General features: G+C 69.7%; 32 protein-coding genes. 12 read left to right on the plus strand and 20 right to left on the minus strand.

Annotated elements, in window-relative coordinates; translation table 11 throughout:
• The 3 genes from ACWGKS_RS06790 to ACWGKS_RS06800 all read right to left on the minus strand — a co-directional run.
• Positions 1 to 644 (minus strand): RNA-guided endonuclease InsQ/TnpB family protein (locus ACWGKS_RS06790; RefSeq protein WP_452522012.1); only part of this gene is annotated, 644 nt, incomplete at its 3' end.
• On the minus strand, positions 641 to 1,063 hold the full coding sequence (gene tnpA / locus ACWGKS_RS06795; protein ID WP_452522014.1) for an IS200/IS605 family transposase: 423 nt from the start codon (positions 1,061 to 1,063) through the stop codon (positions 641 to 643). The genes tnpA and ACWGKS_RS06790, both read right to left, overlap by 4 nt.
• 165 nt (positions 1,064 to 1,228) lie before the next feature.
• Complete coding sequence (locus ACWGKS_RS06800; protein WP_358512602.1) at positions 1,229 to 1,933, minus strand: SDR family NAD(P)-dependent oxidoreductase; 705 nt, start codon at positions 1,931 to 1,933, stop codon at positions 1,229 to 1,231.
• An 86-nt stretch (positions 1,934 to 2,019) separates the two neighbouring features.
• On the opposite strand from ACWGKS_RS06800, the gene ACWGKS_RS06805 reads away from it, so the two are divergent.
• A complete protein-coding gene (locus tag ACWGKS_RS06805; RefSeq protein WP_358512752.1) occupies positions 2,020 to 2,550 on the plus strand; it encodes a sugar O-acetyltransferase in 531 nt (176 codons plus the stop codon).
• Positions 2,551 to 2,776: 226 nt separating this feature from the next.
• On the opposite strand, the gene ACWGKS_RS06810 is transcribed toward ACWGKS_RS06805, so the two are convergent.
• Positions 2,777 to 4,681, minus strand: a complete 1,905-nt coding sequence (locus tag ACWGKS_RS06810) for an ABC transporter ATP-binding protein (protein ID WP_358512605.1) — start codon at positions 4,679 to 4,681, stop codon at positions 2,777 to 2,779.
• A 429-nt stretch (positions 4,682 to 5,110) separates the two neighbouring features.
• Between ACWGKS_RS06810 and ACWGKS_RS06815 the strand changes: the two genes are divergently transcribed.
• On the plus strand, positions 5,111 to 5,677 hold the full coding sequence (locus ACWGKS_RS06815) for an alpha/beta fold hydrolase (RefSeq protein WP_452522016.1): 567 nt from the start codon (positions 5,111 to 5,113) through the stop codon (positions 5,675 to 5,677).
• Between the two features lie 17 nt (positions 5,678 to 5,694).
• Here ACWGKS_RS06815 and ACWGKS_RS06820 read toward each other — a convergent pair whose 3' ends face one another.
• The gene (locus tag ACWGKS_RS06820) at positions 5,695 to 6,600 is read right to left on the minus strand and encodes an NADP-dependent oxidoreductase (protein ID WP_358512611.1); all 906 of its coding nucleotides are present in this window, start codon (positions 6,598 to 6,600) and stop codon (positions 5,695 to 5,697) included.
• Positions 6,601 to 6,725: 125 nt separating this feature from the next.
• Between ACWGKS_RS06820 and ACWGKS_RS06825 the strand changes: the two genes are divergently transcribed.
• Positions 6,726 to 7,151, plus strand: coding sequence for a MerR family transcriptional regulator (locus tag ACWGKS_RS06825; RefSeq protein WP_358512614.1), 426 nt, complete (start codon positions 6,726 to 6,728; stop codon positions 7,149 to 7,151).
• A gap of 101 nt (positions 7,152 to 7,252) precedes the next feature.
• Here the strand turns inward: ACWGKS_RS06825 and ACWGKS_RS06830 are convergent, their stop codons facing one another.
• Both ACWGKS_RS06830 and ACWGKS_RS06835 read right to left on the minus strand, forming a co-directional pair.
• Positions 7,253 to 7,957: a sensor domain-containing protein gene (locus ACWGKS_RS06830; RefSeq protein ID WP_358512617.1), complete on the minus strand. Its 705-nt coding sequence runs from the start codon at positions 7,955 to 7,957 to the stop codon at positions 7,253 to 7,255.
• A 120-nt stretch (positions 7,958 to 8,077) separates the two neighbouring features.
• Positions 8,078 to 8,761 carry a GAP family protein gene (locus ACWGKS_RS06835; protein ID WP_358512620.1) on the minus strand — a complete coding sequence of 228 codons (684 nt, stop codon included), beginning with the start codon at positions 8,759 to 8,761 and terminating at the stop codon, positions 8,078 to 8,080.
• Positions 8,762 to 8,823: 62 nt separating this feature from the next.
• On the opposite strand from ACWGKS_RS06835, the gene ACWGKS_RS06840 reads away from it, so the two are divergent.
• Positions 8,824 to 9,477 (plus strand): TetR/AcrR family transcriptional regulator, encoded by a 654-nt coding sequence (locus tag ACWGKS_RS06840; protein ID WP_358512623.1) that lies wholly within the window; start codon positions 8,824 to 8,826, stop codon positions 9,475 to 9,477.
• A gap of 46 nt (positions 9,478 to 9,523) precedes the next feature.
• Positions 9,524 to 10,093 carry a GNAT family N-acetyltransferase gene (locus ACWGKS_RS06845; RefSeq protein WP_358512626.1) on the plus strand — a complete coding sequence of 190 codons (570 nt, stop codon included), beginning with the start codon at positions 9,524 to 9,526 and terminating at the stop codon, positions 10,091 to 10,093.
• A gap of 19 nt (positions 10,094 to 10,112) precedes the next feature.
• Here the strand turns inward: ACWGKS_RS06845 and ACWGKS_RS06850 are convergent, their stop codons facing one another.
• The 6 genes from ACWGKS_RS06850 to ACWGKS_RS06875 form a co-directional block, all read right to left on the minus strand.
• Positions 10,113 to 10,520 carry a MarR family winged helix-turn-helix transcriptional regulator gene (locus ACWGKS_RS06850; protein ID WP_358512629.1) on the minus strand — a complete coding sequence of 136 codons (408 nt, stop codon included), beginning with the start codon at positions 10,518 to 10,520 and terminating at the stop codon, positions 10,113 to 10,115.
• Between the two features lie 138 nt (positions 10,521 to 10,658).
• The gene (locus ACWGKS_RS06855; RefSeq protein WP_358512632.1) at positions 10,659 to 11,630 is read right to left on the minus strand and encodes a threonine ammonia-lyase; all 972 of its coding nucleotides are present in this window, start codon (positions 11,628 to 11,630) and stop codon (positions 10,659 to 10,661) included.
• A gap of 62 nt (positions 11,631 to 11,692) precedes the next feature.
• A complete protein-coding gene (locus ACWGKS_RS06860; RefSeq protein WP_358512635.1) occupies positions 11,693 to 12,523 on the minus strand; it encodes a class I SAM-dependent methyltransferase in 831 nt (276 codons plus the stop codon).
• A gap of 65 nt (positions 12,524 to 12,588) precedes the next feature.
• Positions 12,589 to 13,023 (minus strand): helix-turn-helix domain-containing protein, encoded by a 435-nt coding sequence (locus ACWGKS_RS06865; protein ID WP_358512638.1) that lies wholly within the window; start codon positions 13,021 to 13,023, stop codon positions 12,589 to 12,591.
• Positions 13,024 to 13,116: 93 nt separating this feature from the next.
• Positions 13,117 to 13,572 carry a hypothetical protein gene (locus ACWGKS_RS06870; RefSeq protein WP_358512641.1) on the minus strand — a complete coding sequence of 152 codons (456 nt, stop codon included), beginning with the start codon at positions 13,570 to 13,572 and terminating at the stop codon, positions 13,117 to 13,119.
• Between the two features lie 66 nt (positions 13,573 to 13,638).
• The gene (locus ACWGKS_RS06875; RefSeq protein ID WP_358512644.1) at positions 13,639 to 14,400 is read right to left on the minus strand and encodes a (2Fe-2S)-binding protein; all 762 of its coding nucleotides are present in this window, start codon (positions 14,398 to 14,400) and stop codon (positions 13,639 to 13,641) included.
• A 281-nt stretch (positions 14,401 to 14,681) separates the two neighbouring features.
• On the opposite strand from ACWGKS_RS06875, the gene ACWGKS_RS06880 reads away from it, so the two are divergent.
• From ACWGKS_RS06880 to ACWGKS_RS06890, 3 genes are read left to right on the plus strand one after another with little or no spacing between them, the layout of a single operon-like run.
• Positions 14,682 to 15,938, plus strand: coding sequence for a sensor histidine kinase (locus tag ACWGKS_RS06880; protein WP_358512755.1), 1,257 nt, complete (start codon positions 14,682 to 14,684; stop codon positions 15,936 to 15,938).
• Positions 15,926 to 16,627: a response regulator transcription factor gene (locus tag ACWGKS_RS06885; protein WP_358512647.1), complete on the plus strand. Its 702-nt coding sequence runs from the start codon at positions 15,926 to 15,928 to the stop codon at positions 16,625 to 16,627. Before ACWGKS_RS06880 ends, ACWGKS_RS06885 begins: the two co-directional genes overlap by 13 nt.
• Positions 16,628 to 16,671: 44 nt before the next feature.
• A complete protein-coding gene (locus tag ACWGKS_RS06890; protein ID WP_358512650.1) occupies positions 16,672 to 17,643 on the plus strand; it encodes a DUF4097 family beta strand repeat-containing protein in 972 nt (323 codons plus the stop codon).
• A gap of 83 nt (positions 17,644 to 17,726) precedes the next feature.
• On the opposite strand, the gene ACWGKS_RS06895 is transcribed toward ACWGKS_RS06890, so the two are convergent.
• Positions 17,727 to 18,113 carry a hypothetical protein gene (locus ACWGKS_RS06895; protein WP_358512653.1) on the minus strand — a complete coding sequence of 129 codons (387 nt, stop codon included), beginning with the start codon at positions 18,111 to 18,113 and terminating at the stop codon, positions 17,727 to 17,729.
• A gap of 109 nt (positions 18,114 to 18,222) precedes the next feature.
• Between ACWGKS_RS06895 and ACWGKS_RS06900 the strand changes: the two genes are divergently transcribed.
• Entirely contained in the window at positions 18,223 to 19,239 is a 1,017-nt protein-coding gene (locus ACWGKS_RS06900; RefSeq protein ID WP_358512656.1) for a Gfo/Idh/MocA family protein, read from the plus strand.
• Here the strand turns inward: ACWGKS_RS06900 and ACWGKS_RS06905 are convergent.
• From ACWGKS_RS06905 to ACWGKS_RS06925, 5 genes are all read right to left on the minus strand, one after another.
• Complete coding sequence (locus tag ACWGKS_RS06905; RefSeq protein WP_358512659.1) at positions 19,217 to 20,131, minus strand: GNAT family N-acetyltransferase; 915 nt, start codon at positions 20,129 to 20,131, stop codon at positions 19,217 to 19,219. The genes ACWGKS_RS06900 and ACWGKS_RS06905 overlap by 23 nt on opposite strands.
• Before the next feature lie 103 nt (positions 20,132 to 20,234).
• A complete protein-coding gene (locus ACWGKS_RS06910) occupies positions 20,235 to 20,630 on the minus strand; it encodes a DUF2784 domain-containing protein (protein WP_358512662.1) in 396 nt (131 codons plus the stop codon).
• A 79-nt stretch (positions 20,631 to 20,709) separates the two neighbouring features.
• Positions 20,710 to 21,168, minus strand: a complete 459-nt coding sequence (locus ACWGKS_RS06915; protein ID WP_452522024.1) for a Clp protease N-terminal domain-containing protein — start codon at positions 21,166 to 21,168, stop codon at positions 20,710 to 20,712.
• Positions 21,169 to 21,243: 75 nt separating this feature from the next.
• Positions 21,244 to 22,218 (minus strand): helix-turn-helix transcriptional regulator, encoded by a 975-nt coding sequence (locus ACWGKS_RS06920; protein ID WP_358512668.1) that lies wholly within the window; start codon positions 22,216 to 22,218, stop codon positions 21,244 to 21,246.
• A gap of 25 nt (positions 22,219 to 22,243) precedes the next feature.
• Positions 22,244 to 23,443, minus strand: a complete 1,200-nt coding sequence (locus ACWGKS_RS06925; RefSeq protein WP_358512671.1) for an MFS transporter — start codon at positions 23,441 to 23,443, stop codon at positions 22,244 to 22,246.
• 55 nt (positions 23,444 to 23,498) lie between these two features.
• On the opposite strand from ACWGKS_RS06925, the gene ACWGKS_RS06930 reads away from it, so the two are divergent.
• Positions 23,499 to 24,041, plus strand: a complete 543-nt coding sequence (locus ACWGKS_RS06930) for a CGNR zinc finger domain-containing protein (protein WP_358512674.1) — start codon at positions 23,499 to 23,501, stop codon at positions 24,039 to 24,041.
• Here the strand turns inward: ACWGKS_RS06930 and ddaH are convergent.
• On the minus strand, positions 24,038 to 24,832 hold the full coding sequence (gene ddaH, locus ACWGKS_RS06935; protein WP_358512677.1) for a dimethylargininase: 795 nt from the start codon (positions 24,830 to 24,832) through the stop codon (positions 24,038 to 24,040). The two genes, ACWGKS_RS06930 and ddaH, sit on opposite strands and share 4 nt — an antisense overlap.
• 145 nt (positions 24,833 to 24,977) lie before the next feature.
• On the opposite strand from ddaH, the gene ACWGKS_RS06940 reads away from it, so the two are divergent.
• Positions 24,978 to 26,096 (plus strand): NAD(P)/FAD-dependent oxidoreductase, encoded by a 1,119-nt coding sequence (locus ACWGKS_RS06940; protein ID WP_452522027.1) that lies wholly within the window; start codon positions 24,978 to 24,980, stop codon positions 26,094 to 26,096.
• Positions 26,097 to 26,215: 119 nt separating this feature from the next.
• On the plus strand, positions 26,216 to 26,503 hold the full coding sequence (locus ACWGKS_RS06945; protein WP_358512683.1) for a YiaA/YiaB family inner membrane protein: 288 nt from the start codon (positions 26,216 to 26,218) through the stop codon (positions 26,501 to 26,503).
• Positions 26,504 to 26,592 lie beyond the last annotated feature (89 nt).

Consider the following 26,592-nt stretch of genomic DNA (forward strand, 5'->3'; position numbering starts at 1 on the left):
GCGAGGAACCGGGGATTGTCAACGTGCTCACCCTCGCTCGTGGTAAGGAAGGAAGCCACACCCATGTCGATACCGGCCACGTGCCCGGTCGGCTCTAAGGGTTCGGCCGGCACCTGGTCGCAGGCCAAAACCACGAACCACCGTCCGCCCTCGCGCTTGACGCTGACCGTTTTCACACGCCCCTTGACCGGGCGGTGCTGGTGGACACGCACATGCCCCACACCCTGGAACCGCACACGGGTCACCGCGTCTTGGGGTGTGGAGTCCCACCGGCAGCCGTCGCCGTCCTTGGGAAAGACCACCGTGTCAAACCGGCCCACTCCACGGAACCGGGGATACCCGGGCTCGTGACCGGCCCTCACCCGCCTGAAGAACGCCTGAAAGGCCTTGTCCAGGCGCCGCAACGTGGCTTGCTGGGAGGAGAAGGACCATCGCCCCTGCCGCTCGGGATCAAACGCGCGGATCTCTTTGAGCTGAGCCGACTGGTCGCCGTACTTGATCTTCGTCCTCGAAGGGTGGGCGTAGGCGTCGCGGCGTTCCTGCAATGCTCCGTTGTACAAAGCGCAGTGGCTGCGCAGCATCTGCGTGAGAGATGCCTGTTGGCGCTTGGTAGGGCGAAGAAGGAACTTGTACGCGCGGATCACGTACCGTCTCCCTTCTTCCACGGGCGTTCCCACTGGGTGTCGATGTACCGCCGCACCGTGTCAGCGCTGACGGCTCCCACGGACGCGGCGAAGTACGACGACGACCACAGGGTGGGCAGCTTCGACCTCAAGTGGGGGAACTCCTCACGCAGAACGCGCGATGTGTACCCCTTGAACTGGTTGGCGACGTATGACGCCGATGTCTTGGGGTCGTGCTTGACGAACAGGTGCACGTGGTCGGGCATCACCTCAACTGCGATGATCTCCCAACCGCGTTCATTCGCCTTGGACCTGATCAGTTCCTCTAGGCGCTGTGCCACGCGTCCAGCGAGTACCGGTCGGCGGTACTTCGAACACCACACGACGTGGAGTCCGAGGTCGTACACGCCACCGGAGAACCGGCGAACCTTGCGAGTCACAGACACGAGAGTAGTATACAGGCGACACAGGTCTACTTTCTGTGTCCTGTGGTGGACGCCGGACCGCCTAGCGGCGGTTCGGCTGCCTTTGTCCCGCTACGCGGGAAAATGGAATGAAAGGGCCGTCTCATCCGCACCGAGCGGACGAGGCGGCCCCGTACCGGTTCAGGGACCCGGGCGCAGGTGCAGCTCGGTGACCAGCGCGTCGCGGGGCAGATCCAGCACGTCCGCGATCGCCCCGGCCAAGGTGGTGGGGCGAATACAGGCCTCAGGGTCGTAGGGCCGATCGAAGTCCGCGCGCACCCGTCGCAGGGTTTCGGTGGCGGTCCCTCCGGGGTGGACAGAGGTGACCCGCACCCCGTGTTGGGCCTCCTCGGCGCGCAAGGCGCCGGCCAGCTCGCTCAGCCCCGCCTTGCTCGCGGCGAAGGCCGACCAGCGCGGCACCCCGTGTAGGCCGGGGGCGGCGTTGACCAGCACCACGTGGCCCTTGGCGGTGCGCAAGGCGGGCAGCACGAGGCGGACGAGTTCGGCGGCGGCGATCAGGTTGACCGCCAGCACCCGGTTCCACAGGGCGGCGGGGGAGTCGGCCACCGACGCCACCGGGGAGAGTCCCGCGCAGTGCACGAAGGCCGACAGCTCCCCGATCTCCTCGGTCAGCGGCTCCAGCGTCTCGGCCAGGGTCTGAGGGTGTTCGAGATCGGCGAGCACGGTCCGCACACCCGTCCGGGTTCGGGCCAGGTCGGCCAGACGGTCCAGGTCACGGCCCATCGCCACCACGTGGCGTTCGCGTCGCAGGAGTTCGTCGACCAGGGCGGCGCCGATGCCGCCGGTGGCTCCGCTCACCAGGACCGTGGGGGTGGGGGATCGCATGATGGGCATTGTCGCAGAGCGTGGCGTTAGGCTCGACGGAGTTTTCAGCCACGGAAAGGACCGCTGTGACCAGCGCCAAGGAACGAATGCTCGCCGGTGAGCCCTACCGGGTCGACGCCGAGTTGGCGGCCGAGGCCGTCCGGTGCCACAAGCTCATGGACGTCTTCAACTCCACCGCGTCCGACGACCATGAGGGGCGTGTCAAGGCGTTGGGCGACCTGCTCGGCGAAGTGGGTGAGAACGCCGCCGTGCGCCCGCCCCTGTACGTGGACTACGGCCACCGCATCACCCTGGGCGAGGGGGTGTTCGTCAACTTCGGCGCGGTGATGCTGGACGTGGCGCCGATCCGGATCGGCGCCCACACCCAGATGGGCCCCAACGTCCAACTGCTCACCCCCACCCACCCTCTCGATCCCGCCGAGCGCAAGGCCGGCTGGGAGTCCGCCGAGCCCATCACCATCGGTGAGAACGTGTGGCTGGGCGGTGGCGTGATCGTCTGCCCCGGTGTGACCATCGGCGACAACAGCGTGGTGGGTGCCGGAGCGGTGGTCACCCGGGACCTGCCCGCCGGTGTGGTCGCCGTCGGCAACCCCGCCAGGGTGATCAAGCGGATCTGACCTCGGCGGGCTCGGGGAAATGTCGTACCCGCGCGGTACAACGGCGGAGTGAGGGCCAAGGTGTCACACCTTGGCCCACCACCTCCGAGGTGAAGAGGAACTTCCTCTTTCTGCTCCTGGACCGCGACCGTCCGGAAGCAGGGACCTCGATGCCTTTGGACGGTGGAAAGGGTGATCCGTCCCCCGGTGTGGCGCCACCGGGGGACGGGGTCGGAGGCGGCGGGGCTCAGCCCGCCACGTGCACGGGGTCGCCGTCGTCGGCGGAGGCGGTTTCCTGGGCGAACTGGGTGCGGTACAGCTCGCTGTAGCGACCACCGCGGGCGAGCAGCTCGGTGTGGGTTCCCCGTTCCGTGATCCGGCCGGCCTCCACCACCAGGATCGCGTCGGCGGCGCGGATGGTGGACAACCGGTGGGCGATCACCAGGGCGGTGCGCCCACGCAGGGCCTCGCTCAGGGCGGCCTGGACCGCGGCCTCGGAGGTGGAGTCCAGCGCCGAGGTGGCCTCGTCGAGGATGACGATCTCGGGGTCGGTCAGTAGTAGTCGGGCGATGGTCAGGCGTTGGCGTTCACCACCGGAGAAGCGGTAGCCGCGCTCGCCCACCACCGTGTCCAGACCGTCGGGCAGGGCGGCGACGAGGGTGTCCAGTCGTGCGCGGCGCAGGGCGTCCCAGACCTGTTCCTCGGTGGCCTGCGGTGCGCCCAGGGTGAGGTTGACGCGGATGGACTCGTGGAACAGGTGCCCGTCCTGGGTGACCATGCCCAGGGTGGCGCGGATGGAATCGAAGGTCAGGTCGCGTACGTCGGTGTCTCCCAGGCGTACCGAACCGGTGTCCACGTCGTACAGGCGCGGGGTTAGTTGGGCGATGGTGGACTTGCCCGCGCCGGAGGAGCCGACCAGTGCCACGGTCTGACCGGGTTCGACGTGGAAGGACACCCCGTGCAGGACGGGCCCGTGATCGGCCGGATCCAAGGTGGCGACCTCCTCCAGGGAGGCCAGGGAGACCTTGTCGGCGGTGGGGTAGGCGAAGGTGACGTCGTCGAACTCCAGGGAGACCGGGCCGGCCGGCAGGGGTCGGGCGTCGGGCTTTTCGTCCACCAGCGGTTTGAGGTCGAGTACCTCGAAGACACGGCTGAAGCTGACCAGGGCGCTCATGACCTCCACGCGGGCGCCGGCCAGTGCGGTGAGGGGTGCGTACAGACGGGTCAGGAGCATGCCCATGGACACCACGGTTCCGGCGTCCAGACGACCGCTGAGCGCGTAGAAGCCGCCCAGCCCGTAGACCAGGGCCAGGGCGATGGCCGAGACCAGGGTCAGGGCGGTGAAGAAGACCTCTTGGACCATGGCGGTGCGCACGCCGATGTCGCGAACCCGGGAGGCACGGCGGGCGAACTCCGCGGACTCGTCGGCGGGGCGCCCGAAGAGCTTGATCAGGGTGGCGCCGGGCGCGGAGAAGCGTTCGGTCATCTGGGTGCCCATGGCGGAGTTGTGCAGGGCGCGTTCGCGTTCGATCCTGGCCAGGCGGGCGCCCATGCGGCGGGCGGGGATGACGAAGACGGGCAGCAACAGCAGCGACAGCAGGGTGATCTGCCAGGACAGGGTGATCATCACGGCCAGGGCCAGGATGAGGGTGACCAGGTTGCTCATCACCCCGGAGAGCACGTCGCTGAAGGCGCGTTGGGCGCCGATGACGTCGTTGTTGAGGCGACTGACCAGCGCTCCGGTACGGGTGCGGGTGAAGAAGGCGACCGGCATGCGTTGGACGTGGTCGTAGACGGTGGTGCGCAGGTCCAGGATGAGTCCTTCGCCCACGCGGGAGGAGAGCCAACGCACGATGAGGGCCAGGACGGCCTCGGCGACGGCGATGGCGGCGATGAGACCGGCCAGGAGCAGGACGGGGCGCAGGGCGCCACCATCGATGATGGCGTTGACCACGCGTCCGGCCAGTAGTGGTGTGGCCACGGCCAAGGCGGCGGTGACCACGCTCAGGATCAGGAACCAGATGAGCGGGCGGGCGTGGGGGCGGGCGAAGCCGGCGATCCTACGTAGGACGGGCAAGGAGAAGGGCCGCTGGTCCTCCTTGGCGTGCATCGCGTGGTAGATGGAGTTCCACGCGGCCATTTCCATGCTCATGGGTCCGCCGATCGGTCGTGGGTTCGGGCTTCCCTGAACCGTAGAACCTCAACATTGATTGAGGTCAATCTATGCACGTGGCGTTCCTCATCATTCCCTTTACTTCTTTACTAAGGGAGGATTAGGGTCGTTTCAGGATGGACAGGGGAGTCCGAGTGGAGAAGATCTACCGCAACGAAGAGACGGCCCGAAGGATCCGGGACCGATACGAACAGGAACTGGAGCGGTGGCCGGTACCGGCCGAGCGGTGCCACCTGCCCACCCGGGAGGGTCAGACCTTCGTCCTGGTCACCGGACCCGAACAGGCACCGCCACTGGTACTGCTACACGGATCGGGGGCCAACGCCACCACCTGGCGCGCGGACATCGCGGCCTGGTCGGAGCACTTTCGGGTGCATGCGGTGGACCTGGTCGGCGAACCCGGGCTGAGTGCCCCCCTCCCGCCCGGACCTGGCCACGGAGTCGAGCGCGCTGTGGCTCGACGACGTGCTCTCCGGGCTGGGCCTGGAGCGTGTGGCCCTGGCGGGGATGTCGCTGGGCGGGTGGACGGCGTTGGACTACGCGATCCGCCGCCCGGGACGTGTCTCGCGGCTGGTGGTGGTCTGCCCCGGAGGAGTGGGCACACAGCGCCGATGGCGGATCCTGGGGGCCGGGCTGCTGATGCTGTTCGGTCGGCGTGGCAGGGTGGCCGCCACCAGCTACCTGACGGGACTGGACGGTCCCGCGGGCCGGACGATGCTGGAAGCGGTGCTGGACAACTTCTCCGGGTTCCGGCCTCGCACCGAGCGACTACCGATCTTCACCGACCAGGGACTACGTGCCCTGAGCATGCCGGTGTCGGTGATCGTGGGCGGGCGGGACCGGATGTTCGATTCGGCCGGTACCGCCCGCCGCATGCGTGCCCTGGCGCCGAAGGCCCAGGTGCGAGTGCTGCCCGGTGTGGGCCACGCCGTCCTGGAACAGACCGAACCGGTGTTGGGGTTCCTGCGCGCCTGAGCCGGGACGTTGCCCCCTCAGAAGAGGATGACGATCTTTCCGCGTGTGCGTCCGCGCTCGGCGCGCGCGTGGGCGTCGGCGATCGCCTTCAGGGGATAGCTCTGTTCGATGCGGGGTGTGTAGTGGCCTTGCCGACCCAGTTCCGCGGCCGCGGACAGGAGATCGGAATCGTTCTCGGCGTTGACCACGTGCGTGCCCAGACGCTGCCCGCCCGCGTGGTCGGCGACCGTGGCGACGCGAGTCGGGTCGCCCGTGATCGCGACGAGGTCCTCCAGTGAGCCGGAGGCCGCGGTGTCGAGCGCGATGTCGACGCCGCGCGGGGCGAGAGCGGTGAGGCGCTGCGCGAGGCCGGGGCCGTAGGTGGTGGGAATCGCACCGAGAGAGGTGAGGAACTCGTGGTTGCGTTCGCTCGCCGTCCCGACCACGGTGGCGCCTCGTGCCGCGGCGATTTCGACCGCCGCACTGCCCACGCCTCCGGCGGCACCCTCGATGAGAAGGGTTCGCCCCGGGAGGGAGCCGAGCGGGTTCAGTCCACGCATCGCGGTCACGGAGGCCAGAGCGGCTCCGGCGGCCTGCTCATCGGTCCAGGTGGCGGGGGTGTGGGCCCAGGCCGAGAAGACGACCGACTCGGCGGTCGCTCCGGTGACACCGCCCAGCCCGAAGACGCGGTCGCCGATGCTCACCTTTCGCACTCCGTCACCGATCTCGTCGACCACCCCGGCGGCCTCACGCCCGGGAATGGCGGGCAGCTCCAGGGGAAACACCTCGTGCAGGGCGCCGGTGCGCAGCTTCCAGTCGATGGGGTTGACGCCGGCCGCCGCGACACGGACACGGATCTCTCCGGGGCCAGGGTGGGGGTCGAGGGCCTGCTCGATCACCAGGTTCTTCGCTCCGCCGTATTCGTGGAAGCGTGCTGCGCGCATGATGTCCGCCTTACCTTGATGGTCCTCGACGAGGTGTTCGTTCGATCGCCGTTACCCTAGAACCTGACGTTGACGTGAGGTGCAAATCGGCGAGCCGGGACCGTCTCTCGGCCGGAGGAGGACAGGTGCGGATCGGTGAGGTCGCCGAGCAGTCGGGGGTGAGCGTGAGGGCCCTGCGCTACTACGAGGAACAGCGTCTGCTCCTCGCCGACCGCACCGCCGGTGGCCAGCGGAGGTATCCCGAATCCGCCGTCGAACGCGTCAGGTTGATTCAACGGCTGTACGCCGCGGGCCTGACGAGTGCCACCGTCCGAGAGGTACTGCCGTGCGTGGACTCGGGTGAGACCGAGACCTCCCCTGCCCTGTTGGAGCGGTTGGTGGACGAACGCGCGCTCATCGAGCAGCGGATCACCGACCTGCTCTCCGTGCGTGACCGGCTCGACGAAGTCATCGGTGTGGCACGAAACCCGGACCTGGGCTGCGCTCATGGCGACACTCGCCCCGGAGGTCGGCCCGGGACCATATGGAAGCGGTCCCACGAGGGGCGTTGATCTCTTCGGGTACGAGACCGGATCACCACGGGGTTCAGCGGTGCCCCCGAAGGACCTCCGCCTTGGTGGCCGGCCCCGAGAGCCGGGGCACACCGGCGGGGTCAGCGCAGCGAGACGTAGTGGCGTTCCCGATCGGGCACTTCAGGGGTCGGGACGATGGTGTTCCCGGTGGTGAGCACGCGTGCGCTGATCTCTTCGGGGGCCAGCAGCAACATCCGGGCCAGGGCCGAGTTGATCCCGGCCAGGACGCGTAGTGCCATCGGCAGGGTGAGGGCGAACAGGGCGCCGCCGATCATGTACACCACCAGGGTGGCCAACGCCGGGTTGTCCGGAAGCAGGTGGCTGCCCACGTCGGTGTAGCCGGGGATGAGGTGGAGCGACCAACCCCAGAGCGGGTAGAGCAGGCCGCCCAGGGCCAGGGACCACCACAGCACCGCCAGGACGAACCCGACCAGGGCCAGGGGCAGGCCCACGATCGCGTGCAGGACGTCCATCCAACTGCGCGCGCAGGTCATGGGGTTGAGCAGGCGGCGTATGGGGCCGGCGTCCGCGGGGGCCGGGCGGTAGGGCAGGCGCACCACGGCTCGTCCGTGCAGGTCGGACAGGCGCAGGCGTTCCAGGTGCGCCGGTCCCCGGGCCAGGAGCAGGGTGCCCGAGAGCAGGAACAGCCCCACGAAGAGCACCGAGGTGCCGGCGCCGGCGACGAGACCGGTCAGGACCAGGCTGAAGGAGACCACCGCCAGGGGCAGGCCCAGTAGCAGGTAGCGGGTGTTACGGACCATGCGCACGAAGGGGGGCGTTCTCATGGTCTCGACGCTACGCGCGGCGGCGCTCGGTGTCAGGGTGGTCAGGGTGAGTAAGCGTGGTGGGGCCGGTACCACCGGGCGTGGGCGCCCCGGCGGTTGCGGTGGGTCCCCTCCACACGGTCATCGGGTGCTGAGCAGGTCGTCCAAGCCGATCAACTGCAGGCCGTTGAGCACCAGGATCACACCGACGATGCCGATGATCCAGGACATCGCCTCCCGGGAGCCGGAATCGATCTTCTCGCGCCAGCGGTCCAGGCGCGGGCGCAGGCGCTCACCGAAGAGCCGGTGGCCCACGTAGAGCAGAACGGGCGGCAGCACCATCATCAGGTTGTAGCCGGCCAGCATCGGCACCCAGGTGGTGGCGGTGAGTCCGGCGGTGCCCATGACGCCGATCGCGCCCAGGTAGGGGAAGGCGGTACCGGCCTCCAACAGGCCGGTGGCCAGGCCCAGGCCGATCATGGTGGTGGTGCGCAGGGTGGCGGGGCGGCGCGGGGCGCGTTTCTTGGTGGGCATCACCCAGGAGTAGGCGAACAGGGCTCCGCCAAGGACCACCATGACCCAGCCCGTCGCGGGGCTGTCGGTCAGGTGCGACAGGTGGGACAGCGCGGCTCCCAGACCGAGCATGATCGCGCAGCCCAGCACGAAGTAGAACAGGGCGACCGTGCCCAGGTAGGCGAAGAGCGGCCTGGCGATGTCGCGGGCGCCGCTGAGCAGCACGAAGAGTGAGACTCCCAGGGTGGTGGGGCTCAGGGTGTCCAGCAGCGCCAGGCCGGCGACCGGTATGAGTACGTCCAGGGGCGGCATGCGTCCTCCTTTTTCACACGTCTGTGCTAAATAAAATAACACAGGTGTGCTAAAAAGGAAGGGTGCCGAAGATCGTCGACCATGAAGAACGCCGCCGCGCCCTGGCCGAGGCCCTGTGGCGGGTGATCGCCGAGTCCGGACCACAGGCGGTCTCCATCCGCAGCGTCGCGGCCGAGGCGGGCCTGTCCACCGGCGCCCTGCGCCACTACTTCCAGACCCGTGAAGAGCTGCTCACCTACGCGATCGACCTGTCCGAGGAGCGGGTCACCGAGCGCATGACCGAGCACGCGCACGCCCTCGACCCCGAGATGTCCCTGGTGGACCGGGTAATGGGCTTCGTCGAACAGATGCTGCCCCTGGACCAGGCTCGACGGGCCGAGTACCGGGCCTGGCAGGCCACCGGCGACCCCGACTACCTCGACCCCAAGATCGAACACCGCTGGCACCAACAGCGCCGGCTCTACCGACGGCTGGTCGCCGCCCTGGGCGGAATCGAACCCCCTGAGGACCCCGGCCTGGTGCACCCCGACCCCTGGTTGGAGAGCTGGTCGGAGTTCCTGCACACCTTCATCGACGGGCTGTCCCTGCAGTTGATGACCAACCCCGAGCAGATCGATCCGCGGACGGCCCTCGCCCGCCTACGGTCCTTTCTGGCCCACATCGAATCCGTCCGTCCACCGGCCGGGGAGGGGAACCGAGTGGGCACCGCACCGTGACGAGAGGCATACTGTGGGACGGAACGGACACGAGGGGGAAGTGCGCGTGACGACCATTCCGAACGCCCAGGACGCGTCCACCGCGGCGGGCCGCATCGACTTTCGGTCCGCGACGCAGGCCGACGTGCCCGCCCTGGTCGATCTGGTCAACTCCTGCTATCGCGGTAAGGGTCCCCAGCAGGGTTGGACCACCGAGGCCGACCTGCTCGACGGTCAGCGGATGGACGCCCAAGGCATGGGCGAACTGCTCGCCCGCAGCAACACCCTGGTCCTGGTGGGGGAGACCCGGGAAGGGGTCATCACCTGCTGTGAACTGCAGCGCGGGGTCAACGGGGCCTACTTCGGGATGTTCTCGGTCCGCCCGGACCTTCAGGGCGCCGGCCTGGGTCGGACCGTACTGGCCGCGGCCGAGCAGATGGCCGTGCGCGAGTGGGGCAGCCGGCTGATGCGGATGAAGGTGCTCAAGCAGCGCCCCGAGCTCATCGCCTGGTACGAACGGCGCGGCTACACCCGCACCGGCAAGATCGAACCCTTCCCCTACGGGCACGAGGAGTTCGGGCTGCCCAGGCGCGACGACCTGGCCTTCGTCGAGCTCACCCGCGAACTACCGCTGTGAGCCGACCCCTGGAACGGGCTCAGCCCTGTTCCAGGTTGGCCGACATCCGCTCCAGCACGTCGACGGTGGCCCGGTACTCCTGATCACTGATCCCGGCGATCAGCCGGGCCCGAGTGCCCTGAACACGTTCCAACAACGCGTCGTGGGCGCGTGTGCCCTCCTCGGTGAGTTCCACAGAGACCAGGCCGCTGACCCAACCGCGCCGCCGCAACGCCTCCACCACCGGCCCCACGCCGTCCTCGCCCTCCTCCAGGAACGGCAGGAGGCGCTGGTCCAGTTCCAACAGGGTGGCGGGTTCGCGGTGCAGTGAGCTGAGCACCTGCCACTGGCGGCGCCCCAGCGAGTCCGCCGCCAGCACCCGGTCCAGGTCGCTCTCGATGAGCCGGTCCAGGTGTTTGAGCCAGTAACCGATCGGCAGGTCGGACATGCTTCCTCCGGTGGGGACGACGGCGCCCGCGACGGCGCTTCCTCGACGCTATCTCGCCGCCGAGGGGCGCGGCCGGCATTCCTCCAAGGTGTCGTACCCGTTCGCCCGCCCGCGAGCATGTCCGACTCGCCCTCTTTCCTACGACACCGGCTGAGAGGGACCCGTGTCGTGGGCGAGAACGTCGGGGAGCAGGGCCGTGGGGACGTTGGCTCCGGTGATCACGGTCGCCACCGTCGCACCCGGCAGATCGTGCACCCGAAGGGCGGCGATCCCGGCCGCGCCCGCGGGTTCGGGCAGCACACCGACGGTCTCCAACACCAGGCGCATCGCGTCGAGCATGTCGACGTCGTCCACCACCACCATGTCGTCGACCAATGCCCTCATGCGCTCCACCGAGGCGGCGATGGGTCGGTTGATGGCGATGCCCTCGGCGAAGGTGTCGGCTACCTCGGTGGACACCGCTCGCCCGGCCTTCCAGCTGTCGACCATGCTCGCCGCGCCCGTGGCGCACACCCCCACGACGCGGATGTGCGGGGCGTGCTCCTTGGTCCACCGTGCCACCCCGGTGATCAGTGCGCCGTCGCCCACCGGCAGCACGATCGTGTCCATGCCCTCGACCTCCAGCAGTTCCACCCCGATGGTGCCCGCCCCCTCGGCCACCCTGGGGTGCTCTCCGTCCTCGACGAACACCCGGTTCGGGTCCCGGTCGGCGAACCGTCGGGCCTCATGCTTGAACCGGTCGCCCTCGATCTCGTGCACGTACGCGCCCAGCGCGACCATCCGCCTCATCTTCACCGGGTTGGTGCCCGACGGAACGAACACGTGCGCGCTCATGCCGTGCCGGGCGGCGGCGTAACCCATGGCCTGCCCGAAATTTCCAGTGGAGGAGCACACCAGCTCGGTGCCGGGGGAGAACTCACGGGCGAGCAGGTCGACCCCGCGGCCCTTGAAGCTGCGCAGCGGGTTGAGGGTCTCGACCTTGGTGAGCACCCGCCGCCCGAGCACCGAGCACAGCTGTTCCTCGAAGAACTGCGGGCTGTTCAGGAAGACCGGGTCGATCAGGCGCGTGGCCTCTTCGATCCGGGCGACGTCCAGGTCCGTGGCGTGCATGGGCACCTTCCCAGATGTGTTGGAAGAACACGGGTCGTTCATGTGTGCCCCGCACCGGGCCACTACGCCCGGGTCGGGCCGCCGAAGGTCCCCTCGGACACCCGGCACAGGACGGCGCCGCGGGGGACGACGAACACCCCGTCGGGGTGCTCGCTCCAGCGCCTCCACCCCCGGGAGATCTCCTCCAGGTCGGTGCGGGTGGCGAACCCCTCGTCCACGGCCTGGCGGGCCAGATCCGACTCCAGGATCCGCCGTGACCACATGTGTCCCCACCAGGTGCGACGGTCGGGGGCCGAGTGGTTCCACACCTCGGACACGTAGGTGATGTCCTCGAAACCGGCCGCGCGCGCCCAGGCGTGCATGCGCCGACCGGCCTCGGGCTCGCCGCCGTTGGCGCGCGCCACCGCCTGGTACAGGTCCATCCACGCGTCCAGTTCGGGCAGCAACGGATACCAGTACATCCCCGAATAGTCGCTGTCACAGGCCGCCACGACCCCACCCGGGCGGGTCACCCTGCCCATCTCGGCCAGGGCCCGCACCGGGTCGGCCACGTGCTGTAGGACCTGGTGGGCGTGGACCACGTCGAAGGAGTCGTCGGGCAGAGCCAGGTCGTGGACGTCGCCGACACGGAAGTCGATGCCGGTCACGTCCTCCTTCTCGGCCAAGGCTCGGGCCTGTTCGACGGCCTCGGCGGAGGCGTCCAAGGCGGTGACCGGCCCGGGCGCCACACGTCGGGCCAGGTCCAAGGTGATGCTTCCCGGCCCACAGCCCACGTCCAACAGGGAACGCCCCGGGAGCATCTCGGCCAGCGCGTAAGCGGCGGAGTTCTCGGCGTCGCGCCAAAGGTAGGAGCCTGTGACCGTGGGATGTTGGCCATGGGTGTAACGAGCCATCGCGTGCCGTCCTTCGTCGCAACTCCGGGGGTGGTTCCACACCCCTTCAGGTCTCCTGAAGATGGTCAGGTGTGGTCCTGCCCGACCAGGGCGCGGACGAAGTCCAGCATCCTGCCCGTCTCCTCCAAGCCGCCCACCAGGACCACACGTAGCCGGGCCCGTTCGGGGTCGTACACCACCTGGGACTGGGCCGGGATTCCGCCTCCCGAGGCCCCGGTGGTGGAGGAGGTGACCAGGGTGCTGATCCGATCGGCCATCGCGCGGTCCACGTCCTCCACCTGCAGGACCGTGGAGACCTCCACCCGGGGACCACCCTCACCGGTCCCGTCCTGTTCGGGCTCGCCGCCGGTGAACTCGGTCAGGTCCTTGCGGTGGATCCGATACTGCTTACCGATCCGCGTGGCCGCCAGTCGTCCTTGGCGCACGTAGGCACGCACGGTCTTCACGTGCAGGCCCAACAGCTCCGCGACCTGATCCACCGAGTAGTACTGCTGGGCCACACCAACCTCCCCGAACATCCCTGAACCACCCCGACGTTACCCCCAACCACCCCTGATCGGCGATGGAAGGGCGGTTTGGGGAAGCTCCGTGGTTCAGGCGGCTTCGGTCGGGGTGGTGCGCCGCCATCGGATCCGTCCGGTCAGGCGCAGCCACACCACCAGGAAGGCCCACAGCACCGTGGGGACCTGGATCCAGTCGGTGTAGCCCAGCGAACCGGGGCGGTAGAGCATGCCCAGGACGACCCCGAGCGCCAGGCTCGCCACCGCCACCGGCCAGGGGAAGTCCTCCCCCAGGAAACGCAGCAACCGGCTGTAGCCCCACAGCAGTAGGAAGGCGATGGCGGCCACCGCGAGCGCCAACGGCCACACCTCGCCCAGTCCCCGGGTGACCCCGGCGAAGGCGAACAGGGCCGGCACCATCAGCAGGCACAGGGCCAGGACGGGGGCGAGTACGGCGGACGCCGCCGCGCAGGCCAGGGGTCCCCACAGGTTGTCGCGGTTCGGCCGGGGTCGGGGGGAATCACCGGGGCCGCCGCTCGCAGAGGTCACATCCCATTGGTGCCCAAAGAGAGCCGTCTCAGCCTCGTCGTGGCGTCGAAGGTGTCAAGGCGCCGGTCAGGGCCGCAAGGCGCAGTCTCCGCACAGCCCGCCCTCGGGGAGACGGTAGTACAGGCAACAGGTGGTGCGTCGGAAACCCGCACGTCCCTGCTCCTTCGTCCCGGTGTAGGTTCCGGTGCCCTTCAGGCAGGGCCTGGACAGCAGTGTGCGCACCACCTGTTCGGCGCTTTCGTGGTGTTCGGGGCGGGCCCTGCCCAGGGAGAGGGCGGCGCCGGCCAGCGCCGCCGCGGTGTTGCCGCGCAACAGGCCCGGAGCGATACCGCCCACCCCTCCCAGCGCGGCGGCGACCCCTTCCAGACCCGTCACCGTTTCCTCGACCGGGCCCCGGGCGATCTCCTGTGGAACCGGGGAGGCCAGGGGGCGTGCCCCGGTTTGGGTGGTGCGCACGACCATCGGTCCGCCCGGGCGCACGAACAGCCGCCACGGGTCCAGGCGCACCCCGTGGTACAGGGCCGCCGCCAGTACCGGGGACAGCACCCGTGAGGCCAGGCCCTGGTGGAACAGGGAGGCGCCCACCCGCCACTCCACGTCCTCGGCCCCGCCGCCGAAGGGCGCGGCCAGTCGGCTCCGTACGGCCTCCACCTCCGCCGTCAGGAGCTTTGGGGACAATCCACCGCCCAGCGCCGCCACCCACCCCTGTTCGGGGCCGCGCGTCTCCAACGCGAAGAACATGTTGATCCCGGCGATGTCCTCAAGGACCGGGGCCAAGAGGGAAGCCGGCCCCTCGACGTCCCCGGCGATGTCGCGCTCGCGCCCCACACGTTCCCCTTCCCCCCACCACAGCCCGCCGACCCGACGGCGATGCCCTGGGTATGGTCCCGCACCCGACCGGGTAGTGCTGGCACCACCCGCCACTCTCGTGCTGCTGACCTCGTGCCGCGGGGGTCCGCGAATCTAGATTGGTCTCTGTGAGCGGCGCGGGGACGGAGCAGACGGGTACGGGCATCACGGCGAGGCCGGGTGCCGCCATCACCGTGCCCTTCCTCCATGAGACCCGGAGCGACACCTGGCGGGTCCGCCTGGTCGAGGTCCTACACCTGATGACCTCCCTGGCCCTGGCGGTGTTCTACCTGGTCCCGGCGGTGTTGTTGGTGACCTCGGCGACCTGGCTGGGGTTGCGGCTCTACGTTCCCCTGGGCGGCTTCCCCCTGGAACTCGCCCCGGGCCACCTGCTGGTGGACATCGTGCTGTTCATGGTGGTCTTCCCCGTCATGGCCATCGTGCTGTCCCGGCTGGCCTGCTACACCCAGCGCTCCCGACTGGCCAACGTGTTCGGCATCGTGGAGACCAGACCACCCGACCCACTGGCCGATTCCGGCCGCTGGGCGCGCGGCCTGGCCACCGTGTTCGGCCGTGAGGCGTGGTCGATGGTGGTCTACAGCACCGTCGCCGGGCTACACGGTCTCCTGGCCGGTGGACTGGTGGCGGTGCTGGTGGTGTGCGGGGGAGCCGCGGCGTTGGGTTCCCTGTTCGGGATCGTGTACGTGTTGGCGCGTGGCGCCACCCCGGTCGACCTGCTCGGCCCCCTCGGGTTGGTGTTGTTGGGCCCGGTGGCGGTCCTGGTGGGTCTGCGTATCGCACGCATGGTGGTCTCCTCCGAGGTCCTGCTGCTGCGCACCCTGCTCTTCGACGCACCCGAGGTACGCATGCGGCGCCGTCTGCTGCACGTCCAGGACAGCCGCCAACGCATGGTCGACGTGGCCGAGGCCGAGCGTCGACGCATCGAACGCGACCTGCACGACGGTGCCCAACAGCGCCTGCTGGCCTTGACGTTGACCCTCACCCGGGCCCGCACCCGGCTGGCCCGGGACCCCGAGGGGGCGCGCGAGCTCATCACCGAGGCCCAGCGCGAGTCCAAGGAGGTCATGACCGAGTTGCGCCAGGTGGCCCGGGGGCTGCATCCGCGGGTGCTGACCGACCACGGTCTTGGCGCCGCCCTGCCGGTGGCCGCGGGCCGCTCACCCGTACCGGTCCGGCTCGACCTGGAACTTGAGGAGCGTCCCTCCCCGCGCGCGGAGGGGGTCGCCTACTACGTGGTCAGCGAAGCGCTGACCAACGTCGCCAAGCACGCCCGCGCCGGACAGGTTCGGGTGGCGCTGGAGCGGATCGCGGATCGACACGGTGATTCCCTGCGTCTGACCGTCACCGACGACGGCGTGGGCGGCGCCGACCCCGAGGCGGGTACCGGCCTGTACGGGTTGTGGGACCGGGTGGACGCCGTCGATGGGGTCCTGACCGTGCACAGCCCCCAGGGCGGAGGAACCGTCCTGACCGCACACATCCCATGGGAGGCCTGACCGTGAGCACCGCACAGATCGAGCGAAGTGGGCCCCGGGTGATCATCGCCGAGGACTCGGTGCTGCTGCGCAGTGGGATGGCCCGGCTGTTGGAGGACGCCGGGGTGGAGGTGGTGGCCTCGGTGGGCGACGCCGATGCGCTCATCGGCGCGGTCGAGACCCACCCCGACGTGGACCTGTGTCTGGTGGACATTCGTATGCCGCCCACCTACTCAGAGGAGGGCATCCAGGCCGCGGTGAGGATCCGTCGCTCCCATCCGGAGGTGGCGGTGTTGTTGCTGTCCCAGCACGTGGTCAGCCGCTACGCCGCGGACCTGCTCGGAGCGGGCGCCTTCAAGGTCGGTTACCTGCTCAAGGACCGGGTGGCCGACATCGAGGAGTTCACCGAGGTGCTGCGCCGGGTGGCCGACGGCGGGGCCGCGATCGACCCCGAGGTGGTGTCCCAGTTGCTCAGCGGCAACCGTGACCGCTCCTTGGAGCGGCTCACCCCGCGCGAGACCGAGGTGCTGGAGGTGATGGCCGAGGGGATCAACAACGCGGGCATCGCCGACCGGCTCACCATCACCGAACGGGCGGTGGAGAAACACATCCGCTCCATCTTCCTCAAGCTCGACCTGGGCCGGGACGACCACGACCACCGCAGGGTCCTGGCGGTGCTGCGCTACCTGCGCGGTTCGGCCCGGGACTGACCGACCACACCAAGGAGGGCCGCGCCTTCCGGAAGGAGAACGACGTGACTTTCAGGGCACGGGGTCTGTACGCCTCGTCCAGCAAGGAATCGAGGCGGTTCCGATGGGGCCCGTGGATGCTCCTGGGCGGAGTGCTCGTGGTGCTCCTGGTGGTACTCACAGGGGTGTCCGTGCTGGGCAACGTGGTGGCCCATCAGAGCGACAAGACCGACTCCTACGGCGGTGCGAGCACGCTGAACGTGAACAACCACACCGGTGGGCACATCGAGGTCGGTGCCGCCGAGGGCGACGAGATCGTCGTCGAACGCACCCTGCGGGGAGGGCCGCTGTCCGAACCGACCGAGCGCGTCGACGAGGGCGGTGACAGCCTGGACGTCGACGGCCGCTGCGGAGGCTTCCCGCTCTTTTCCACCTGCTCCATCGACTACACCATCCAGGTGCCCGAGGACGTCACGGTCACCTTGGAGAACAACAGTGGGAACGTGGAGGTGCGCGACCTGGCATCGGAGCTGTCGGTGAACTCCGTCAGCGGGACGATCGAGGTCTTCGACCATGAGGGGTCGGTCGATGCCGAGGCCACCTCGGGCATGATCTCCCTGTCCGACGTCACCGGTTCGGTTCGGGCCCACAACGTCAGCGGTGACATCGAGGCCACCGGTGAGGGAGAGCGGTTGGAGGTGTCCACCACCTCCGGGAGCGTGGACGTGGAGGACTTCACCGCTGAGGAGGTCGTGGCCGAGTCGGTGAGCGGCTCCCTGAAACTGGGCGGCGGGTTCACCACCTTGGAGGCCGAGACCACCTCCGGCGGAGTGGAGGTCACCACCGACACCCCCTTCGAACTGATGGAGGTGGAGACCGTCAGCGGCGGCGTCGAGGCGAGGGTGCCGGCGGGAACCTACGAGATCGGTGGGGAGTCCACCTCCGGCGACCGTGAGTTCGATGTGGACACCGCTTCAGAGTCCGACAGCCGCATCGAGGTGAACACCACCAGCGGTTCGGTGCGGGTGGGACGCTAGGGCGTGTTCGGCGAATACGTTCCCTGTCGCGCGGCGCCCCGGCAGGCCCGGGCCCCTGGCCCGGGCCAGGGGCGGCTCACTCCTCAGCTTTCGCGTTCGAAGCGCAACGCCGCCCAGTCCGAGTCGATGGGCTCCTGGGCGGTGGAGCGCCACCCGGCGTCGGTGAGGGAGTCCCAACCCTTGTCCACGGTCAGGTCGGTGATGATGGTGCCGCCGCGTTGGGGGAAGCACACCCACCACCGGGTGGCGGGTCCCACCAGGTTCGACACCGCCGGCCCCTCACGGTCCACCGTGCCCCGATCGAGGGCGAACAGGTGCACGTGATCGTAGTCCACGCCCTCGATCACCCCCAGGTCGATGTGGACGTCGGGCGGGGGTTCCAGCAGACGCAGATAGCGTTCGGGCGCGTTGAGGACGAGCAACCGGTCTCCGGCCCCTACCCCCAACCTCTGGGCGAGTGTGGACGACATTCCTCCTCCGTTCACGTTCCTTGCCCGGCCACCGTATGTTTTCCGGACACGGAAACCGAGTACCTTCCCCGCCTGGTCCCGGAGAAGACCGTGTTTTTAGGATGTCTTCATGACACAACACAACGGTGGACCACGCTGGGGCGTGGTCGGTACCGGAGGCATCGCCCACGCCTTCCTGGAGGGCCTGCGGGCCGTCCCCTCCGCAAGGGTCGTGGCGGTGGGTTCCCGGACCGCCGAACGCGCCGAGGAGTTCGGGGCCGCCTGGGACATCCCCCACCGCCACGCGAGCTATGAGTCATTGGCCGAGGACCCCGAGGTCGACGTGGTCTACGTGGCCACCCCCCACCCCTGGCACCACACGGTCACGTTGCAGATGCTCCACGCCGGCAAGCACGTGCTGGTGGAAAAGCCGATGGCGATGAACGCCCTGCAGGTCACCGAGATGGTGGCCGCCGCGAAAACCAACGACCGCTTCCTGATGGAGGCGATGTGGACGCGCTACCTGCCCGTGCACGAGTTGGCGCGCACTCTGGTGGCCGAGGGCGCCATCGGGGAGCTGGGCGCGCTCTCGGCGGACTTCGGCATCAACGTCCCCTACGACCCCGATCACCGCTTGTTCAACGCCGACCTGGGCGGTGGTGCCCTACTCGACCTGGGGATCTACCCGCTGGCGCTGGCCTCCCAATACCTGGGAGAGCTGACCGTGGTGGGGGCGACCCGACGGCTGTCACCGGATCGCATGGTGGACGTGCACACGACCTTGTTGGTGCGTGGCGAGAACGGGGTGAGCGCCACGGTGGAATGCGCCTCGCGTACCGCCCTGCCGGGCCGGGCCGTGCTCTCCGGTACGGGTGGATGGCTTGAGATCGAACGGTTCTGGGCCGGAACCGACCTGGTCTTGCACCGGGATGGTCACGAACCCGAACGGTTCCACCGGCCCTTCCGCGCCAACGGCTATGAGTACGAGGCCGAGGAGGTCGCGCGCAGAATCGCCTCGAAGGAGCGGGAGAGTCCACGAATGCCTTGGTCGGAGAGCCTGAGCCTGGCCGGGGTCATGGACCAGGTCCGTGACATGGGCGCCCTGGCCTACACCCGACCCACGGTCAAGGCCGTTCCCCTGGGATGAGTCCGGAGGCTCCGGCCCCGGTGGGGGCGGCCTGAACGGTCGACCTCACCGGGACCGCCCCACGTGGGGGCCGGCCACCCGTAGGGGCGGGGGAGGGGCCGCCCAGGTAGCGGCCCAGCAGAATGCGGGCCAGGGGCAGGGCGCTCATGCGCACCACCATCAACACGGCGTCCTTGGGCCCCACCTGTTCGGCGAAGTAGGTGTCCAGGTCGATGTGGCCGCTACGCGGGGTGACACCGTAGACGCGACCTTCGAACATGCGGTAGGCGTCGCGCACGAGCAGGGTGCGCGGGTCCAGGCGGGGACCGTCACCGAGCCAGTGGGCGGCGTCGGTGGCGATGCGGGCGATCATGGCGGGCACGGGTCGGTCGCGTCGGGGGTGCACACGGGTCCGCCCCAACCCCTTGCGCCAACCGGAGTAGACGGCCGGGTGGCGGGTGCGCAGGACGACGTAGGTGTTGCCCCAGGGACGGGCGATGAGCTCACGGGTCAGGAAGTGGGTCATCAGAGCGCTGGAGAGCCCGAACCTGCGGTGGGCGGGGACCACGCCCGCGGCGTCCAGGTACAGGGCTCGGCGCGAGGCGAAACGGTGCCGGTGGTAGCCGCCCCAGCCCACGGGAGTGCCGGCCGGGTCCAGGATCAGGGCCAGGCAGGAGATGTGGTCGAAGAACCCGGAGTCGACCCGGGTATGCCAGTAGTCGGAGTGGTCGGCGCCGAAGGACCGGGCGGCCAGGTCGCGCAGGAGCGTCAGCATCCTCTGGCGACCGGGCCCGGTGAGCGCGGCCGGGGTGTCCCAGCGGGCGACCTGGTAGCCGTTGACCAGGGGTCGAACGGTGGGGGGAGCACCGAGGTCACGCAGGTCCGGGCTGAGGGTTCGGGTCTGTTCGGGCACGCGGAAGCCCTACTTTCATTACTCTTCGAAAGTGAACGACTCCTTAACGTAGCGCCTCGGGGGGTTTCGGGGGTCGGGTTCCCTCATTCGGAGGTTTCCCCGGCTATCGGGACAGGGCTCCCCGGTCACGCTCGACGCGCGCACGGTACAGCTTCCAGGCCAAGGCGGCGTAGGACAGCGCGACGATGCCCGCGATGACGAACCGCGAGGTCATCAGGTGGTCCTCGGGGTAGATCACCCCGGTCAGGTGGTGATCGATGAACCCGTTCTCCATCACCTCGCGCCCGGTGGCCTCCCTTGACCGGTTCTCGATGTCGGTCAGGAAGCACGGCCAGCCGATGGTGACGATGCCCAGGGCGTAGGCGGCCACGAACAGGTGCGGCCAGAACACGCGCGGCCACCGCAGCGACAGGAAGCCGCCGAAGACGACGTAGGCGAAGAACAGGTAGTGCACGACCATGGCGGTGTGGCCGATGAGGAGGATGCCGAAGTGGTCCATTCTCAGAACCTAGGGATGGATGGTAGGGCCCTACATCCGTGTTCCTACCCGGTATCGGTGAGTAGGAGTACTCAGGGACTCAATCGAGCGTCTCCCGGTCCAGGAAGGCGCGGGCGCGCTCGCGTGCGTCGGGCAGGTCCACGTTCAGTGCCCGCAGCACCCGCAGGGCCGTCCCCTCCTCGACCCGGACCAGAGCCCACACCAGGTGGTGCAGGCCCAGATGTGGTCCTTCTCGGCGCCGGGCCTCCTCTCGGGCCAGGCGCAGCACCGTGCGCACCCGAGGGGTGAAGGTCGGGGCCTGCGCGCGAGGGGCGCCACCGGGTGCGATGACGCGCACGACCTCGCGTCGCAGCAGGTGCGGGGCCGGTTCCAAGGCGATGCGCCGCCCCGTCTCCTCCGCCTGACCGGCCACTCCGATGACCAGGTGTTCGGTGCCAAGGAACGGGTGACGCAGGGCCATGGCCTCACGCCCGGCCAGTTCCACGGCCCGCAGCGCGGCGGGGGAGGGTTCGGGTCGATCGGGTGGGTTCTCGGACACGGGCGCCTCCACGTCGAGGGTCGGATCCTCAGCGATAACACACCGCGATGGGCCCTAGCCCGCGGGCCGAAGGGCTCAGTTCCTCGGTGCTCGGTCCTCTCCGGCGGTGCGCAGCAGACGCCCGCCCAGGTGGGCCATCGCCTCGCGTAGCTCGGCGGGCTCCTCCACCTCCATGTCCACGTCCAACATCGCCAGGTAGCAGGCCATGGCGCCCATGTCCTCACCGGCGCACAGCAGTACACAGGAGTGTTCGTCCACGGCCTCGATGGGGCCGTAGTGGGCGGCCCGACCGCGCAGGGCCTCCTGTGCCGACATCGCCAGTCGCACCCTCGCCTTGATCGGCCACATGTGCAGGTTCATCCGTTCGGCCAGGTAGGCGGCCACCCCTCGCCCGGGTGGGTCGCGCGGGGGCACTCTGGGGCCGGTGGGGGTCAGGGGGCGCATCCGGTCCACCCGGAAGGTCCGCCAGTCCTCCCGCGCGGTGTCCCAGGCCACCAGGTACCAGCGCCGCCCATGGGAGACCAGGCGGTGCGGTTCCACGATCCGTCGACTCGGAGCGCCCTGGTGGCTCTCGTAGTCGAACCGCAGTCGTTCGCTGTCCCGGCAGGTGGCCGCCACCAAGGCCAGGGTGTCGGCGTCCACGGTGGGTCCTTCGGAGGGCATCGGCACGGTGAAGGTGCCCAGCGCGTCCACCCGGCGACGCAGCCGGGAGGGCAACACCTGCAAGAGCTTGGCCAGGGCGCGCACCGAGGTCTCCTCGATCCCCGAGACACCGCCCTGGGCGGCGGTGCGCAACCCCACCGCGACCGCCACGGCCTCGTCGTCGTCCAGCAGCAGCGGGGGAAGGGAGGCGCCGGCACCGAGCTGGTATCCGCCGCCGGTGCCCATGATGGCGTGGATGGGATAACCCAGCTCGCGCAGGCGGTCCACGTCGCGGCGCACGGTCCGCGGACTCACCGCCAGGCGTTCGGCCAGGTCGTTGCCGGGCCAGTCCTTGCGGGTCTGGAGCAGGGACAGGAGTTGGAGCAGTCGGGCCGAGGTCGACTTCATGATGTGAGTGTGCCGGCAGTGGCGGTCAGGAACGGTCCTTCACCGCCGGTTGATTCGGTGTGGGACGGGGCCCGGGCAGGAACAGATGGGCCAGGGCCGCGGTGACCTGTAGCGCCACCGCCAGGGCCAGACAAAGTGTCAGTGAGTGGTCGGCCAAGGGGCCGGCCGACGCGGCGCCGGCGGCGAAGGCGCTCACCTTCAGGCTCGCCGCGGTGGTGAACACCTGGGTGCGCAGACGCTCGGGGGCCTCCCGGTGGCGGACCGTGAACAGGGCGGTCAACTGGGGCCCCTCCGCGGCGCCCACCACCGCCACCGCGATCAGCAGCCACGACGCGGAGGGAGCCACCAGGGCGCCCGTCACGCCGACCGCCTGTGCCAGCACGCACAGCGGCACCATCGAGTCCGGGGGGAGTCGGGCCGGGCGGCGGGCCAACACCAGGTTGGCGACCAGTGCGCACACCGCCATCACCGACAACAACATCGTGCCCTGGGCCGCCCCGCCCAGCGACCGTTCCCCCAGCGCCGGAGCGGCCACCACCAACACCCCGGTCCCGGCGATGGAGACCGTGGAGACCACGGTGACGCGCAGCAACGCCCGGTTGCCCAGAACCATGCGCGTCCCCGCGACCAGATCGGTGAGCACCGGGGATGGTGGGGGTGGTGTGCTCCGGGCGGGCAGGGACCAGGCCACCGGGGCGGCCAAGACGATGAGGGCCACCGCGACCACGACCGCGGCGCCGCCACCCGCCCCCAGTGCCACCGCTCCGGCCAGCGCCGGCCCGAGCAGGGAGGCGGTACTGAAGGTCATCGCGTCCAACGCGCTCACCCGCCTCAGGTGGGTGGGGGCGACCAGGCGCGGCAGCTGGGCGGTCCACCCACCCGACAGGGCCGGGCCCAGCAGCCCCACGGCCAACGCCAAGGCCAGCACCGGAGCCAACGGCAGGGGCTCCAGCAACAGGGCGACGGCGGCCAGACCCAACGCGTTCAACACCAAGATGCCGCAGAGCAGTCGACCCGGGCGCACGGCACGGTCCAGCAGCACCCCCACCGTGGGCCCGCCGATCGCCGCGGTGGCGGTGACCCCCGCCAGTAGGGCCGAACCGGTGGCGGCGCTCCCCGTGACGGCCACCCCCAACAGCAGAAGGGCCGGCCCGGAGGCCTCATCCCCGGTGCGGGCGGCGGCCGCACCGCACAGGTAACGCACCAGAGAGTAACGGTCATTCATCCACAAGACGCTACAAAGTAACCAGTGAACACACCATGGGCGTTACCTTGGAGGTATGACCACAGCACCGCACCCGGTGGGTTCCACCCGCGCACTGGCCGAACGCACCACCGACCTGCTCAACGCCCTCGCCGAGGAGGACGTGGACACAAGGCGGATCTCCGACCTGTTCACCGAACACGGCGAGACCGACCCGGCCCTGACCCCTGAGGACGTCAGGGCCCTGCGCGAGGTCGCCGTCGAACTGCGCGACGTCCTGGCCGCCCCGACCCTGGACCAGGCCGCCAGGCGCGTCAACGTCCTACTCGCCCGGGAGACACACCCGCCCCGGCTGACCGACCACGCCGGCACCCACCCCTGGCACCTGCACGTGGACAGCGACGACGAGGCACCTTGGGACGAATGGTTCGTGGCCTCCACCGGCCTGTTCCTGGCCCGCCTGATCAGCGAACGCCAACGCCACCCCGGCGGGGTGTGCGCCGCGCACGCGTGCGAGCGAGTGTTCGTCGACACCGCCCACGGCGGCGCACGACGATTCTGTTCCCGCCGCTGCGCCACCCGCTCGCGGGTGGCCGCCCACCGCCGCGCCCACGCCTAGGAGGCACCTTCGGTGCGATCCCGCACCAGAACGCTCAAGCAGGTCACACAGCCCTCCAGTTTCTCGAACTCGGAGATGTCCACCGGCAGCACCCGCCAGTGTTCGGCGGCCAACAGCTGCACGGTCTCCCGCGCAGCGGCGCTGACCAGCACGTCCCGCCCGCCCAGGGGCACCACGTGCGCTCCCGGTTCCTCGGGGGCACGACGGATCGGTGGCAGACCGGAGGTCTCCACCAGATCGGGCAGACCCACGAGAGAGCCGTCGGGCAGCGCCGTCACCGCGGACTTCAGGTGCAGCACCCGCCCCAAGGGCACCTGACACACCTTGCGGTCCAAGGGGGCGAGCAACCGCTGGAGCTGTTCGGCACCCTCCACATCGGTGCGCCCGCCCACCCCCACATAGACGGTGGACCCCACCTGCAGGACGTCCCCGCCCTCCAAGGTCGCGGGTTCCTCGATCCGGGCCACCCGCAGCCCCAGGGAACGCGCGGCCCGTTCGGCGCCCTCGATCTCCCCGCGACGCTCCCGGGCGCCGGGCCGGGTCACCACGGCCAGGTCCTCGCACACCACCAGGGTGTCCTCCACGAAGACCGAGTCCGGAAGCTCGGGCGCCGCGTCCACCTCCACGACCCGCCACCCCGCCGAGGCCAGCGTCTCCTGGTAGATCGTGTACTGGCGGGCGGCCAGCACCGGATCCACCGCCGAGCGGGCGATGTGGGTGACGATCCCATCGGCCAGGTGCGGTCCGGGCGGCCGGGTCAGAGCGACCCCGTGGGTGGTGTATCCGTTCAATTCGACCTCCTGCGTAGGAATGGGTGAGGGAGCCGGGCTTCCTGGGAGGAGCCGCAGCCTATCGCGCGCCCTTACCCGGATCAGGTGAGCGGCACGCGGGTCCAACGGCTTGTGCCCGGCCGGTGGTCGGGGCAGGGTGGGGGCCATGGACGTGATCGTGGTCGGCGGCGGCATCGTGGGGGCCGGCGCGGCGTTCCACCTGACGAAGAAGGGCGTGTCCACGGCGCTGGTGGACGCCTCCCACCCGGGGCAGGCCACCGCAGCGGGGACGGGCATCGTCTTCCCCTGGCCCTTCCCCTGGGACTCACCCGCCGAGCAGGCGTTCAAGGCCGCCGTGGCGGCGCACTACCCACGCTTGATGACCGAACTGGTCGAGGATGGACACGACCCCGGCTTCGAGGTGGTCGGTGGGTTGTCGGTAGACCGAGAGGGCGACGACGCCGGATTCAAGCTGTTCAGCACGCTCTCGCAACGCTCGGAGTTCGCCACCATGGGACGGGTGGAGCGCCTGGCCGCGGGGGAGCCGCGCGAGCGTTTCCCCCTGATACCGGCCGACTACGGCGGGGTCCACATCGAGGGCATGGCCCGGGTGAACGGCCACTCCGCGAGGTCGGCGCTGTTCGACGCAGCCGAGGAGCGGGGCCTGCGTCACTACAAGGGCGACGCGCGCCTGCTGTGGAACGGTGAGCGGGTGACGGGTGTGGGGGTGGGCTCCGAGGAGTTGACGGCGAACACGGTGATCGTAGCGGCCGGGGCGTGGTCGGCGGACCTGCTGGCGGGGGTCGGGGTAGGGGTGGGCGTGCGTCCGGTGCGCGGACAGTCGACGCACTTCGCCCTTCCCGGGCACCGCACCCGCTCCTGGCCGGTGGTGCGGTTCGGAGAACGCGACTACTTCGTGAGCGCCGCCGCCCCCGACCGAGTGATCACCGCCGGCACCTGGGAGCCCGAGGCGGGGTTCGACCATCGGGTGACGGCCTCGGGGCTGCTGGGCAACCTGTCCACTGCCCTGGAGGTCCTGCCGGAGTTGGCCGAGGCGACCGTGGTCGAGACCCGGGTGGGGTTCCGTCCGGGCACCCACGACGGCGCGCAGCTGTTGGGGCCGATCGAAGGGCTACCCGGGGTGCTGGTGGCCACCGGCCTGGGTTCGCAGGGGCTGACCTTCGGGCCGTTCCAGGGGACGGTCGCCGCCCGGCTGGCGATGGGGGAGGACCCGGGCCTGGACCTGTCGGACTTCGTTCCCGACCGGACGCAACAACCGGGCTGAGTGATCATTTCTTAGCGGCGCAGCCCCCGGCTTCAGCCGTGGGGAGGAAATCAACGGGGCCGGGTTTTGAGTAGGTGTACTCAAGCCCGACGGTCGGGTGTTCACACACCATGGAAGGCATGAACACACCCCCGCCCCCACCCCGGTCCACCTCCCAGTTCTACCTCCAGTCGATCGTCGCCTTCGCGGTGTCCACCGTCGGTGTCGGCGCCGGAATCATCTTCTTGCCCGTCGACCTGTGGATGCGCGCTTTCCTGGGCATGAGCGTGCTGTTCGTGATCACGTCCGCGTTCACCCTGGCCAAGTGCGTACGGGACCGCCAGGACGACGAGATCGCGGCCGAGCAGGCGCAGCTGTACCAGCAGATGCCGATCTGGCAGCCGGACCCCGCCCAGCAGCGTGGTTGAGAGGTCCGAGTGGTGGGCACCGTGGGGAAACCGCGGTGCCCACCTGTGTGTCCTGGGAGGGGGCACCCACAAGGACCGCCGGTGAGATC

This window comes from Nocardiopsis sp. NPDC055879, from assembly GCF_053615935.1.